This window comes from Comamonas sp. 17RB, from assembly GCF_030056555.1.
GTDB classification, from domain to species: Bacteria; Pseudomonadota; Gammaproteobacteria; order Burkholderiales; family Burkholderiaceae_C; genus Comamonas; species Comamonas terrigena.
Genome location: NZ_JASHHY010000012.1, coordinates 100,196 through 112,560, shown reverse-complemented (window position 1 = coordinate 112,560; position 12,365 = coordinate 100,196). Strand labels below are relative to the sequence as shown.

Genomic DNA, 12,365 nt, shown 5'->3' with positions numbered 1-12,365 from the left:
CGGAAAAGATCAAAAAATCCTGGAGACCATATGTTCACAAAGATCCTGATTGCCAACCGCGGTGAAATTGCCTGCCGCGTGGCGGCCACTGCCCGCCGCATGGGCGTGCGCACCGTGGCCGTGTACTCGGATGCGGACGCGAACGCCAAGCATGTGGCGGCCTGCGACGAGGCCGTGCATATCGGCGGCAGTGCGCCCAAGGACAGCTATCTGCGCTGGGAGCGCATTCTGGAGGCGGCCCGGCAGACAGGGGCTGAGGCCATCCACCCCGGCTACGGCTTCCTCTCGGAGAACGAAGACTTTGCCAATGCCTGCGCGGCCGCAGGCCTGGTTTTCATTGGCCCGCCCGCCAGTGCCATCCGTGCCATGGGCCTGAAGGCTGAGTCCAAGCAGCTGATGGAAAAGGCCCAGGTGCCGCTGGTGCCCGGCTACCACGGTGCCGGGCAAGATCCCTCCCTGCTGCACCAGGAGGCGGACCGTATCGGCTACCCGGTGCTGATCAAGGCCAGCGCCGGCGGCGGCGGCAAGGGCATGCGTCTGGTGGAAAAAAGCCAGGACTTTGCCGCTGCGCTGGAGTCGTGCAAGCGCGAAGCCATCAACAGCTTTGGCAACGATGCCGTGCTGATCGAGAAATACGTGCTGCGCCCCCGCCATATCGAGATCCAGGTGTTTGGCGACACGCACGGCAACTGCGTCTACCTGTTCGAGCGCGATTGCTCCGTGCAGCGCCGCCACCAGAAGGTGCTGGAAGAGGCGCCAGCCCCCGGCATGACCGAGGCGCTGCGCAAGAAGATGGGTGAAGCCGCCGTGGCCGCCGCCAAGGCCGTGAACTATGTGGGTGCGGGCACCGTGGAGTTCATCGTCGAACAGCCCGGCGGCTATGACCAGCCCGACGCCATGCAGTTCTACTTCATGGAGATGAACACCCGCCTGCAGGTGGAGCATCCGGTGACTGAAGCCATCACGGGCGAAGACCTGGTGGCCTGGCAGTTGCTGGTGGCGGCAGGGCAGCCGCTGCCCAAGCCGCAAAGCGCGCTGAAGATCATCGGCCATGCCATCGAGGCGCGGATCTGCGCTGAGAACCCCGAAAACAACTTCCTGCCCGCCACCGGCAGCCTGAACGTCTACCGCAAGCCCGATTGCACCAGTTTTGCCATCGGCGATGTGCGCGTGGACGACGGCGTGCGGGAAGGCGATGCCATCAGTCCCTTCTACGACAGCATGATCGCCAAGCTGATCGTGCACGGCGACGACCGTGCCCAGGCGCTGGCACGGCTGGATGCGGCGCTGCAGCAAACGCATATCGTGGGCCTGGCCACCAATGTGCAGTTCCTGCGGCAGGTGGTGAAGAGCAGGGCCTTTGCCACGGCCAAGCTGGATACGGCGCTGATTGAGCGGGAACGTGCCGTGCTGTTCGGCCAGGATGCCGTGGGCCGCCAGCTGGCGATTGCCGCTGCCGTGGTTGCCACGCTGGAGCAGGAGAAAACCACCCAGACGGCCGACCCCTTCAGCCAGCGTGACGGCTGGAGCATGTATGGCCGCTCGCAGCGCTACTTCCAGTTTGCCTACCAAGGCGTGGAGCTGGCGGCCACACTGGCCTACGCCCAGGGCGGTGCCCCGGCGCAGCTGAGCGTGACCGAAGTGGGAGCGCAGGCCGCAGGCGAAGCCCAGCCACTGCAGTGGCGCGCTCTGGGCGCTGGCGGGCTGGACCTGCAGCTGGGTGCGCAGCGCTGCAGCGTGCAGGTCTATGTCCAGGGCGAAGCCGTGACCGTGTTCACCCCGGCCGGCAGTGCCCAACTGACCGAAGTCGATCTGCTGGCCCATGCCGGTGACAGCGGCACCGAAGGCGGTCGCCTGACGGCGCCCATGCCCGGCAAGGTGGTGTCGTTTGCGGTGCAGGCCGGCGACAGCGTGACCAAGGGCCAGCCGCTGGCGGTGATGGAAGCCATGAAGATGGAGCACACCATTGCGGCACCGGCCGATGGCGTGGTGCAGGAGCTGCTGTACGCACCGGGCGACCAGGTGGCGGAAGGCGCGGAGCTGATCCGCATCACCAGCGCCGTGGCAGCCTGAATGGCGGAGGGCGCGGCTTTGCGGGCGGCTCCCGCTGCCACAGGGGGCGGTGGGCAGGGGCGCACCAGGGGCCACATGGCAAGCGGTGATGGCCGCCATCGAAAAGTGCGCGCCCTGTGCTTAGGCATCGGAGGAAGCTGCCAGGATCTGTTGGCGGCCCAGTCTTCATGGGCCCATGCAGCTCCTTTTTTTGCCAAGGGATTGCGCTGCCGATGACAGCGGCCCCTCACCAACCCGGTTACGCTTGCACGCCATGAGAGTCACTTTTTGTTGTACGGGCACCAAGGCCGAACCTTGGCTGGAGGGCTTGCGCGCCGCGCTGCCGGATGCGGACGTCAGCGTGTGGGCACCGGGTGCGCCCCAGGCGGACTACGCCGTGGTGTGGGCGCCGCCCCAGCAGTTCATGGACGAGCAGCCGGGATTGAAGGCGCTGTTCAACATCGGCGCCGGTGTGGATGCGCTGATGAAGCTGAAGCTGCCGGCCAATGCCCAGGTGGTGCGCCTGGACGATGCCGGCATGTCGGTGCAGATGGCCGAGTATGTGACGCAGGCGGTGATCCGCCATTTCCGCGAGCTGGATGGCTATGAGGCCGATATGCGCGCCGGGAAATGGGCTTTCCGCAAGCCGCGCACGCGCGAGGACTTCACCGTGGGCGTGATGGGCCTGGGCGTGCTGGGTGAGCGCGTGGCCAAGGCACTGACGGTGTTCGAGTTCCCGGTGCTGGGCTGGAGCCGTTCGCCTAAGGCTGTGGACGGTGTGCGCACGCTGCATGGCAGCGATGGCTTTACGGAGTTTCTGTCGCAGACCAGGGTGCTGATCAATCTGCTGCCGCTGACGCCCGAGACCGAGAACATTCTGAACCGCCAGAATCTGGGCCGCTTGCAAGCCGGCGCCTATGTGGTCAACGTGGCGCGCGGCGGGCACCTGGTGGAGGAAGACCTGCTGGCGCTGCTGGCCGAAGGCCAGATCGCTGGGGCCACGCTGGATGTGTTCCGCCAGGAGCCCCTGCCCGCCGGCCATCCGTTCTGGTCCGAGCCGCGCATCACCATGACGCCCCACACCTCTGCCCGCACGCTGCGCGATGAAAGCATTGCCCAGATCGTCGGCAAGGTGGTGGATCTGAGCCAGGGCAAGCCCGTCAAGGGCATGGTCGATCCGCAGCGCGGGTATTGACCTGATGACCCGGTGATCCGATGAGGGGGATGGCGGGCGGGATCGCACAGCGGGCCCAAGTGGGCAACAATGCGGCCCGTTGTGAAGCTGGAATCCTGGAATGAACATGCGTCCCCATGCCACTTTGGCTCCCCTGAATGCCCGCCACTCCGCCTCCAGAGGGGGTGGCTGGGTGACGGCGCTGGCCTGGCTGTGGCTGTTTCTGCCGCTGGTGTGGATGTGGCCTTCCTCGCGCACCCTGGGGGATGTGGCGCTGTCGGCCCTGCTGTGGTGCGGCTGCCTGCTGTGGCGCCCCTTGACCCGCGTGGCGGCATGGCTGCTGGTGCTGGTCGGGGCCTGCTATCTGGGTTATTTCTACGCGGTGCGTTCGGCGCCGGATGAGTTCTTCTGGTATTCGGTGTTGGGGGCCTCCACCACGGAGGCCTGGGAGTACGCCAGCTCCTACCGGCTGCAGGATCTGGCGAGTCTGCTGTGCTGGCTGCTGCCTGCCGTGGCCGCGGCCGTGCACCTGTGGCACCGCGCGCCGCTGCTGACGGGGCGGGTGCTGCGGGGTGTGGGCTGGGCGAGCTGGCTGGTCTGGGGCGTGCTGGCCACCACCGGCGTGGCCAAGGGCTATGGCCTGGAGGGCACGCTGCGCCGTGTGGACCGGGTGTACCCCATGACCCTGGGCGAATCCTACGCGCGGTACGCCCACGCCGCGGAATCGATCTACCGCATTCCGCCCATGGCCCCTCCCGCCGCTGCGCCCATGGCCGATGTGGTGGTGATGGTGATTGGCGAAAGCGCCAGCGCGCAGCGCTGGTCCCTGCTGGGCTACCAGGGTAACGATACGAATGCAGCGCTGCGCCCCTGGCGTGACGGGCTGGTGGCCCTGCCGGTGACGGCCAATGGCAACAACACCGGCAAGACGGTGCCGGTCTTGTTGACCGGGCAGCGCATGGCCGAGATGCCGGAGTCCGGGGTGGTGACCGTGCTGGACCAGGGCCGGGCGGCCGGATTCCGCGTGGAGACGCTGAGCAACCAAAGTGCGTCGGGCATGTCGCTGAGTTTTGCGCACGCGGCATTCCGCCAGCGTTCGGACCGGTTTGTGAACCTGCAGGATGGCCTGCAGGACGGGGCGTTGACGGAGTTGCTTGCCAGCAGCCTGCAGCAACGGGCCGCCGGGCAGCCGGCGCTGATCACGCTGCACATGTATGGCAGCCACCCGCGGGTCAACAAGCGCTACCCCCCGGAATTTGCGAAGTGGGAAGACCCCTACGACAACAGCATTGCCTATTCCAGCAGCCTGCTGGCCGACTGGATTGCCCGGCTGGACGCCCTGCCCGGGGTGCGCGCCGCGCTGGTGTATGTGTCGGACCATGGGCAGAATTTCCCGCAATGCGGTGGTTCCTACACCCATGGCAGCACCCGCAGCGCGTACGAAGTCCCGTTGCTGGTCTGGGGGAATGCCACCCTGCGCCAACAGCAGCCGCAGTGGTGGGGACAATTGCAGAAGGTCGCCGCCCATGCCGTGGCCCCTGACGGCAGTCTGCGCCAGACCAATCTGCTCTACACGGGCGTGGTCCAGGATCTGCTGGGCTACCAGGTGCATGCGGTGGACAAGGGAACGGCCAGCCACGTGAGCCCGGCGGGTGACGGCCCCTACCCGCCCACCGCAGCGCACAACGGCTGCGACGACTGGTTTGCCCAGGTGGCGCAGCAGCATCCCGCTGCCACGCCCTAGCCGCTGCAGCGGGTTGAACCGAGAGGGTGTCCACGTGCTTGCGCACAGCCCGACGATGTGAATCTGAACAGGAGACAGCCATGACAAGTTATCCCCAACGCGTGAAATTGGTCGACGTCGGCCCCCGCGACGGTCTGCAGAACGAGAAGCAGCCGGTGCCGGCCGCCGTCAAGGTGGAGCTGGTGCACCGACTGCAGAATGCGGGCCTGACCGAGATCGAGGTCACCAGCTTTGTGTCGCCCAAATGGGTGCCGCAGATGGCGGACAACGCCGAGGTGATGGCCGCCATCGCACGCAAGCCTGGCGTGCGCTATTCGGTGCTGACGCCCAACCTGAAAGGCTACGAGGCGGCCGTGCTGTCCCGGCCCGACGAGATCGTGGTGTTTGGTGCGGCCAGCGAGGCGTTCAGCCAGAAGAACATCAACTGCTCGATTGCCGAAAGCATCGAACGCTTTGCGCCCGTGGTGGAGGCTGCGCGTGCTGCCGGCATCTACGTGCGTGGCGCGATGAGCTGCACCGTGGGCTGCCCCTATGAGGGCGAAGTGGCGCCGGAGCGCGTGGCCTACCTGGCCGGTCTGATGAAGGGCATCGGCGTGCAGCACATCGGTGTGGCGGACACCATCGGGGTGGGGACGCCGGTGAAGGTGCGCAAGGCCATTGAAGCCACCTTGCAGCATTTCGACATCAACGATGTGTCGGGCCATTTCCACGACACCTATGGCCAGGCGCTGTCCAACACGCTGGCCGCACTGGCCATGGGCGTGTGGCAGTACGACACCTCGGTGGCGGGCCTGGGCGGCTGCCCCTACGCCAAGGGGGCGACGGGCAACGTAGCGACCGAAGACGTGGTCTACATGCTGCACGGCATGGGCATCGACACCGGCATCGATCTGGACCAGCTGATCGACGCCGGGGCGTTCATCAGCGAACACCTGGGGCGTCCCACGCAGTCACGGGTGGCCAAGGCCGTGCTGGCCAAGCGCGCGAGCAGCGCGGTCTGCGAGGCCGTGTGATGTGCGGATCGGAATTGCACAGCCTGCCCGAGGGCGTACAGCGCGTGGCGCGCTATCTGCAGCAAGCCGGCCATGCGCACGGCCCGCAGATGCTGGATGGCGCGGCCCGCACGTCCCAGGAAGCGGCAGACCAGCTGGACATTGCCGTGGGGCAGGTGGCAAAGAGCGTGGTTTTCAAGCGCAAGGAAGATGGCGCCCATGTGCTGGTGGTGGCGGCCGGTGACCGCCGTGTGGACGAGAAGAAGCTGGCGGCCCTGGTGGGCAAGGTCGGTCGTGCCGATGCCGACTATGTGAAGGCGCGCACCGGCTTTGCCATTGGCGGCGTGAGCCCGGTGGCGCATCTGCAGCCACCGGTGACGGTGATCGACGCCAGCCTGGCGCGCTTTGCGGTGCTGTGGGCGGCGGCCGGGCATCCGCATGCGGTGTTCCCGCTGGACATGGCGGCGCTGCAGCAACTCACCGGCGCGCCGGTGGAGGATGTGGTGGAGCCACCGGCCGGGGAGGGCGCATGAGCTGTCCCTTGCCACCCGATGCCTTGCTGGACAAGGCCCGTACGGTGCTGGGCCAGGGCTTGCTGGATACCCGTGCCATGGAGGCGCCGCCTTCGCCATGCATTTCGGTCTGCCGCATGGACGACGACCGCAGCCACTGCGTCGGCTGCCTGCGTACCCTGGATGAATTGCGCCAGTGGGGCAAGTCCGATGCCGCCACACAGCGCCAGATCTGGGGCGCCGTGCTGCAGCGTTGCGGCATGGAACAGCCCACGTTGTGACCCGGATAACGCCCTAGCGGCACAGGGAGGCGCGCATGCGCGAGATCACGTTCTATCTGGATTTTGTGTCGCCCTATGCATGGCTGGCCTTCGCCCAGTTGCCTGCCCAGCTGGAGGGCATCAGCTGCCATGTGCGGTATCGCCCGGTGCTGCTGGGCGCCTTGTTGAAGCAGCACGCCAACCCCGGGCCTGCGGGGATACCTCCGAAGCGGGCATGGACCTACCGCCATGCCGAGTGGCTGGGCCATGCGCAAGGCACGCCGCTGCGCATGCCGCAGCGCCACCCTTTCAACCCGTTGCCCCTGCTGCGCCTGGCGCTGGAGTGCAGCGAGGACGGCTGCATCAACCGCTTCACGGCCGATGCCTTGTTCCGCCATGTGTGGGAAGGCGGCGGCGACGCACTGGGGGCCGAGCGCATCGCCGCCTTGCGTGAGCGCTTGGCGGCGCAGCTGCGCACCGACGCGCAGGCGGCAGAGCGCGCCAAGGGACTGCTGCGCACCAACACCGAGGAGGCCACGGCTGCGGGCGTGTTCGGCGTTCCCACATTGGGTGTGGACGGCCGGACCTTCTTCGGCGTGGATGGCCTGCCCATGCTGCGGGACTACCTGCAGGGCGGCGACTGGTTCGCGCAGGGGCGCTGGGAGGCGGCTGCAAGCGTGGAGCAAGGCTTGCAGGCTTGAATGCCTGCGCTATGCCCAATGCCTTCAATTTCGCAGTTTCCCCGTTCGATTGTCTGACGCCTGAAGAACAGGCCCTGGTCCGCAGCGGCGTCGATATCGCCTACTTCCCGGAAGGGGCCGTGGTGCTGGACCGGGGCATGGCACCGACCCATCTGTTCGTCATCATCAAGGGCCATGTGGAGCAGACCGAGGGGGAGCAGCTGCTGGCCTCCTACGGGCCGGAAGACTGCTTCGATGGGCGGGCTCTCGTGGCGGGGCGCGCCAGCAGCCGGTTTGTGGTGGTCGAAGAGATGGTGGCCTACCAGCTGGCGCACGAGACCGTCAACGAGCTGATTGCGCGCAACACGGCGTTTGGTGCGCTGCTGTTTGCCGATCTGGGCCACAAGCTGGGGACCCTGGCCCAGCGTGCCGATCAGCACGAACGGCAGTCCCTGACCCTGATGCGGGTGGAGCAGGCCTTTGTACGCCCCGCCCATGTGGTGGATGCGGCCACCGACATCGTCAGCGTGACCCGGCTGTTCCAGGAGCAGCGCACCACCAGCGTGCTGGTGTCCGGGCTGCCGCAGGGCATCGGTATTTTCTCCAACACCACCTTGCAGCGCGCCATCCTGGACGGGCGTCCCCTGGCGCAGCTGGCGGTGGGCGAATTCGCCAGCAGCCCGGTGATCAGCGTGCGGGCCAGCGACCAGCTGGGGGATGCCATGGCACTGCTGCTGCGCGCCCGCGTGCACCGGCTGGCGGTGCTGGACGATGCCGGTCAGGTGTGCGGGATGCTGGAGGCGCTGGACCTGTTCAGCTTTCTGGCCAACCATTCCCACCTGATCCTGGTGCAGATCGAACAGGCCGGCGACCTGCTGGCACTGGAGCAACCGGCTGCACAGATCACCCAGTTGCTGTCGGCACTGCACCGCGGTGGCACGCGCATCGCGCTGATGGCCCAGTTGGTGCAGCAACTCAATGCCCGGCTGTTCGAGCGCGCCTGGCAGATGCTGGCGCCGGCCGATCTGGTGGCCAACAGCTGCCTGTTCGTGATGGGCAGTGAGGGGCGTGGCGAGCAGTTGCTCAAGACCGACCAGGACAACGGCCTGCTGCTGCGTGATGGCTACATCCCGCCACCCGATCTGGACGCCATCTGCCATGCCTTTTCGGCCGTGCTGCAGCGTTTCGGCTACCCGGAATGCCCCGGGCACATCATGCTGAACAACCCGGAGTGGCGCGGCAGCGTCAGCGACTTTGGCCAGCGTGCCAGGGAATGGCTGCTGATGCCCAGTGCCGACAGCCTGATGCGGCTGGCCATTTTTCTGGATGCCCATGCCGTGGCCGGTGACGCCGCGCTGCTGGCTGGGGTGCGCCAGCAGTTGCAGAGCCTGGCCACGGACAACGATGCCCTGATTGCCCGCTTTGCGTCGGTGATCGACAGCTTCGGTGAATCCGGCGGCTGGTGGAACCGTCTGCTGGGCCGCAGCGATGCGTTCAGCAGCGTGCATTTGAAGAAAGCCGGCATCTTTCCGCTGGTCCATGGCGTGCGCAGTCTGGCGCTGGCACGGCATGTGGACACCACCAGCACGGTGGACCGCATCGAAGCGCTGGTCGCCGATGGCACCCTGGATGCGTCGCTGGGGCGGGAGATGCGGGAGTCCTTGCACCTGCTGATGGGCTTGCGGCTGCAGGTGGGTCTGTCCGAGATCGAGCGCCACCGGCCGGTGACGGGGGAGGTGGACCCTTCCACCCTCAGCAGCCTGGAGCGGGATCTGCTCAAGGATGCCCTGGCGGTGGTGCGGCGTTTTCGCACGCTGCTGCAGCAGCGTTTGCGTCTGGATGCGCTGTGAGCACGCGCCCCTACCCGTGGCACCCCCTGCGCCACTGGCTGGAGGGCTGGCGCCGCCAGCGGCTGCTGCGCCAGCTGGCCGATCCGGCCTATGCCTTTGTGCTGGAGCCGGCCCCGCCGGACGAATGGGTGTCGCTGGACTGCGAGACCACCGGGCTGGATGTGCGCCGGGACCACATTGTTTCCATCGGTGCCGTGCGCATCCAGGGGCAGCGCATTCTGACCAGCCAGCGGCTGGAGTTGCTGGTGCGGCCGCCCCATGGCGTCAGTGCCGACAGCGTGCGCATCCACCAGCTGCGCGCGCGGGATCTGGCCCAGGGGCTGCCCGCCCAGGAGGCGGTGCTGCAGCTGCTGCGTTTCATCGGCAGCCGGCCGCTGGTGGGCTACTACCTGGAGTTCGATCTTGCGATGATCAACCGGGTGCTGCGGCCGATACTGGGCATTGCGCTGCCGCAGCCGCGGAACGAGGTGTCCGCGCTCTACTACGACCACAAATTCCGGCAGTTGCCACCCCACCGGCAGCAGTCGCCGGAGATCGATCTGCGCTTTGACACGCTGATGCGGGACCTCGGTCTGCCGCAAAGCCGTGCGCACGATGCCGTCAACGATGCGGTGATGGCGGCGCTGGCCTTCATCAAGCTACGCCAGTTGCAGGGCGCGCGGTGACGACGGGGTAGCGGTCCGCGTCGCGGACGGCCCAGCCACGCCGCCATGCCCGTGGGCATGGGCATGAAAAAAGCCGGGTTCGGAAACCCGGCTTTTTGCATGGTGCCAGCGCGGCGGTTGCCGCGCTGCGAGAGGGCTCAGTGGCCCGAAGCGCCCGATGCGCCAAAACCAGTTTCCGAACGCACCTGCTGGGCTTCGAAAGCCGCACGTTCCTTGTCTGCCTGGCCGCTCTTGTCGAGCACCGAGAACAGCCACACGCCCACGAAACCGATGGTCATCGAGAACAGTGCGGGCGAGGTGTAGGGGAACCAGGCCGAGCCGGGAGGGTTGCCGAAGGTGGCTTCCCAGACCGAGGGCGACACGATGGTCAGGCCCACGGAAGAGACCAGGCCCATGAAGCCGCCAATGACGGAACCCTTGGTGGTGCAGCCCTTCCACAGCACCGACAGCAGCAGCACGGGGAAGTTGGCCGATGCGGCAATCGCGAAGGCCAGGGCCACCATGAAGGCGACGTTCTGCTTCTCGAACACAATGCCCAGCAGCACCGCGATGACGCCCAGTGTCAGCGTCGTCAGGCGGGAAACGCGCAGTTCGGCAGCGCTGTCGGCCTTGCCGTTCTTGAACACGGTGGCATACAGATCGTGCGACACGGCAGAGGCGCCCGACAGCGTCAGACCCGCCACCACGGCCAGGATGGTGGCAAAGGCCACGGCAGAGATGAAGCCGTAGAACACATCGCCGCCCACGCTCTTGGCGACCAGCACGGCTGCCATATTGGCCGTGCCCGAGCCGCCCTTGATGACGCCCTTGACGGTGTCCGCCATGTCGGGGTTGGTCAGCACCATGGTGATGGCGCCAAAGCCGATGATGAAGATCAGGATGTAGAAGTAGCCGATCCACACCGTGGCCCAGCCCACGGACTTGCGGGCTTCCTTGGCATCCGGCACCGTGAAGAAGCGCATCAGGATGTGGGGCAGACCGAGCGTGCCGAACATCAGTGCCATGCCGAAGCTGATGGCCGAGATGGGGTCCTTGATGAAGCCGCCGGGGCCCATGATGGACAGGCCCAGCTTGGCCGCTACATCGGGCTCCTTGCCGCCGGCTTCTGCGATGGCGGTCTTGACCTTCACGCCTTCGGCGAACAGCGCTTCAAAGCTGAAGCCGTACTTGGCCATGATCATGAAACCCATGAAGGTCACGCCGGCCAGCAGCATGCAGGCCTTGATGATCTGCACCCAGGTGGTGGCGGTCATGCCGCCGAACAGCACATAGACCATCATCAGCACGCCCACCAGCACCACGGCGATCCAGTAGTCCAGGCCGAACAGCAGCTTGATCAGCTGACCCGCGCCCACCATCTGGGCGATCAGGTAGAACGCCACCACCACCAGCGTGCCGCTGGCGGCAAACATGCGGAAAGGACCTTGGGCAAAGCGGTAGCCGGCCACGTCGGCAAAGGTGAACTTGCCCAGGTTGCGCAGGCGTTCGGCCAGCAGGAAGGTCAGAATGGGCCAGCCCACCAGGAAGCCGATAGAGTAGATAAGGCCGTCGTAGCCGCTGAGCATGACCTGGGCGGAAATGCCCAGGAACGATGCGGCAGACATGTAGTCACCCGCAATCGCCAGGCCGTTCTGAAAGCCTGTGATGCCGCCGCCAGCGGTGTAGAAATCGGCGGCAGAGCGGGTCTTGGAGGCGGCCCACTTGGTGATCCACAGGGTACCGGCCACAAAGGCCACAAAGAGAATGATGGCCGTCCAGTTGGTGGCTTGCTTGGCGACGTCGCCAATGTCGCCACCGGCTGCCAGGGCCGAGCCCGTTGCCGAGAGCATGAGAGAGGTCGCCAGCGTGGTCGCCAGCGCGCGTTGCAGGGAGCTCTTCATTTTTACTGGGCGTCTTTCAGGATTTGCTGGGTCAGCTGGTCGAACTCGTTGTTCGCGCGACGGATATAGAACAGCGTGATGGCGACGGTGAAAACGATCACGAACAGGGCAATGGGAATGCCCAGGGTGGTCACGCCGGAGCTGCTCAGTGGCTGGGCCAGAAATTCCTTGTCGAATGCAATCAGCGCCACATAGCCGTAATAGACGAGCAGCATCAGCACGGTCAGCACCAACCCCAGGCGATTGCGCTTGCTGCGCAACTCCAGGTATTTCGGGTTGCGCTGGATTTTGGTGACCACGGTATCGGTCATGAGTTATGTCTCCTGCGGTTTGTTTCTGTGCCGCAATAGGCATAAATGCCCACTGCGAAACCGCAGACGATTCTGGGTAGAACTACTGACCTTGCACTTACGGCAGTGCAACATAAGTCGCAGGGTTTGCCCTTGGATTTTCACATCAAGAAAACAAGCCCTAGGGTTGCCACCAAAGCTGTAAGAACCGGTTCAGTTCGGCGTCAATCTCTGTAAGAAACGCGTCAGAGCGGTGTCAATCTGCT

Annotated in this window: 11 protein-coding genes; 9 read left to right on the top strand and 2 right to left on the bottom strand. The window is 66.0% G+C overall.

Annotated features, from left to right (window positions below; translation table 11 throughout):
- The first annotated feature begins 30 nt into the window (after window positions 1-30).
- From QM470_RS19990 to QM470_RS19950, 9 genes are all read left to right on the top strand, one after another.
- Window positions 31-2,073 (top strand): acetyl-CoA carboxylase biotin carboxylase subunit, encoded by a 2,043-nt coding sequence (locus QM470_RS19990; protein WP_283340476.1) that lies wholly within the window; start codon window positions 31-33, stop codon window positions 2,071-2,073.
- A gap of 253 nt (window positions 2,074-2,326) precedes the next feature.
- Window positions 2,327-3,247, top strand: a complete 921-nt coding sequence (locus QM470_RS19985; RefSeq protein ID WP_283340475.1) for a 2-hydroxyacid dehydrogenase — start codon at window positions 2,327-2,329, stop codon at window positions 3,245-3,247.
- Between the two features lie 100 nt (window positions 3,248-3,347).
- A complete protein-coding gene (locus tag QM470_RS19980) occupies window positions 3,348-4,970 on the top strand; it encodes a sulfatase-like hydrolase/transferase (protein ID WP_283340474.1) in 1,623 nt (540 codons plus the stop codon).
- Between the two features lie 80 nt (window positions 4,971-5,050).
- Complete coding sequence (locus tag QM470_RS19975) at window positions 5,051-5,983, top strand: hydroxymethylglutaryl-CoA lyase (protein ID WP_218333118.1); 933 nt, start codon at window positions 5,051-5,053, stop codon at window positions 5,981-5,983.
- Window positions 5,983-6,495, top strand: coding sequence for a YbaK/EbsC family protein (locus QM470_RS19970; protein WP_283340473.1), 513 nt, complete (start codon window positions 5,983-5,985; stop codon window positions 6,493-6,495). Before QM470_RS19975 ends, QM470_RS19970 begins: the two co-directional genes overlap by 1 nt.
- Complete coding sequence (locus QM470_RS19965; RefSeq protein WP_502846866.1) at window positions 6,492-6,755, top strand: DUF1289 domain-containing protein; 264 nt, start codon at window positions 6,492-6,494, stop codon at window positions 6,753-6,755. Before QM470_RS19970 ends, QM470_RS19965 begins: the two co-directional genes overlap by 4 nt.
- A gap of 35 nt (window positions 6,756-6,790) precedes the next feature.
- On the top strand, window positions 6,791-7,435 hold the full coding sequence (locus QM470_RS19960) for a 2-hydroxychromene-2-carboxylate isomerase (RefSeq protein WP_283340472.1): 645 nt from the start codon (window positions 6,791-6,793) through the stop codon (window positions 7,433-7,435).
- Window positions 7,436-7,446: 11 nt separating this feature from the next.
- Window positions 7,447-9,264 (top strand): putative nucleotidyltransferase substrate binding domain-containing protein, encoded by a 1,818-nt coding sequence (locus QM470_RS19955; RefSeq protein WP_283340471.1) that lies wholly within the window; start codon window positions 7,447-7,449, stop codon window positions 9,262-9,264.
- Window positions 9,261-9,929 (top strand): 3'-5' exonuclease, encoded by a 669-nt coding sequence (locus QM470_RS19950; protein WP_502846865.1) that lies wholly within the window; start codon window positions 9,261-9,263, stop codon window positions 9,927-9,929. The genes QM470_RS19955 and QM470_RS19950 overlap by 4 nt, the downstream gene beginning before the upstream one ends.
- A 137-nt stretch (window positions 9,930-10,066) precedes the next feature.
- On the opposite strand, the gene QM470_RS19945 is transcribed toward QM470_RS19950, so the two are convergent.
- Together QM470_RS19945 and QM470_RS19940 are read right to left on the bottom strand one after the other, a co-directional pair.
- Window positions 10,067-11,809, bottom strand: coding sequence for a cation acetate symporter (locus tag QM470_RS19945; RefSeq protein WP_283340470.1), 1,743 nt, complete (start codon window positions 11,807-11,809; stop codon window positions 10,067-10,069).
- A gap of 2 nt (window positions 11,810-11,811) precedes the next feature.
- The gene (locus tag QM470_RS19940) at window positions 11,812-12,120 is read right to left on the bottom strand and encodes a DUF485 domain-containing protein (protein WP_280010831.1); all 309 of its coding nucleotides are present in this window, start codon (window positions 12,118-12,120) and stop codon (window positions 11,812-11,814) included.
- Between the last annotated feature and the right edge of the window lie 245 nt (window positions 12,121-12,365).

Bases quoted from the DNA above. Each gene is read 5' to 3' on its own strand.
- QM470_RS19965 (WP_502846866.1), top strand. From the start codon at position 6,492: ATGAGCTGTCCCTTGCCACCCGATGCCTTGCTGGACAAGGCCCGTACG.
- QM470_RS19960 (WP_283340472.1), top strand. From the start codon at position 6,791: ATGCGCGAGATCACGTTCTATCTGGATTTTGTGTCGCCCTATGCATGG.
- QM470_RS19945 (WP_283340470.1), bottom strand. From the start codon at position 11,809: ATGAAGAGCTCCCTGCAACGCGCGCTGGCGACCACGCTGGCGACCTCT.
- QM470_RS19980 (WP_283340474.1), top strand. From the start codon at position 3,348: ATGAACATGCGTCCCCATGCCACTTTGGCTCCCCTGAATGCCCGCCAC.
- QM470_RS19970 (WP_283340473.1), top strand. From the start codon at position 5,983: ATGTGCGGATCGGAATTGCACAGCCTGCCCGAGGGCGTACAGCGCGTG.
- QM470_RS19940 (WP_280010831.1), bottom strand. From the start codon at position 12,120: ATGACCGATACCGTGGTCACCAAAATCCAGCGCAACCCGAAATACCTG.
- QM470_RS19955 (WP_283340471.1), top strand. From the start codon at position 7,447: ATGCCCAATGCCTTCAATTTCGCAGTTTCCCCGTTCGATTGTCTGACG.
- QM470_RS19975 (WP_218333118.1), top strand. From the start codon at position 5,051: ATGACAAGTTATCCCCAACGCGTGAAATTGGTCGACGTCGGCCCCCGC.
- QM470_RS19990 (WP_283340476.1), top strand. From the start codon at position 31: ATGTTCACAAAGATCCTGATTGCCAACCGCGGTGAAATTGCCTGCCGC.
- QM470_RS19985 (WP_283340475.1), top strand. From the start codon at position 2,327: ATGAGAGTCACTTTTTGTTGTACGGGCACCAAGGCCGAACCTTGGCTG.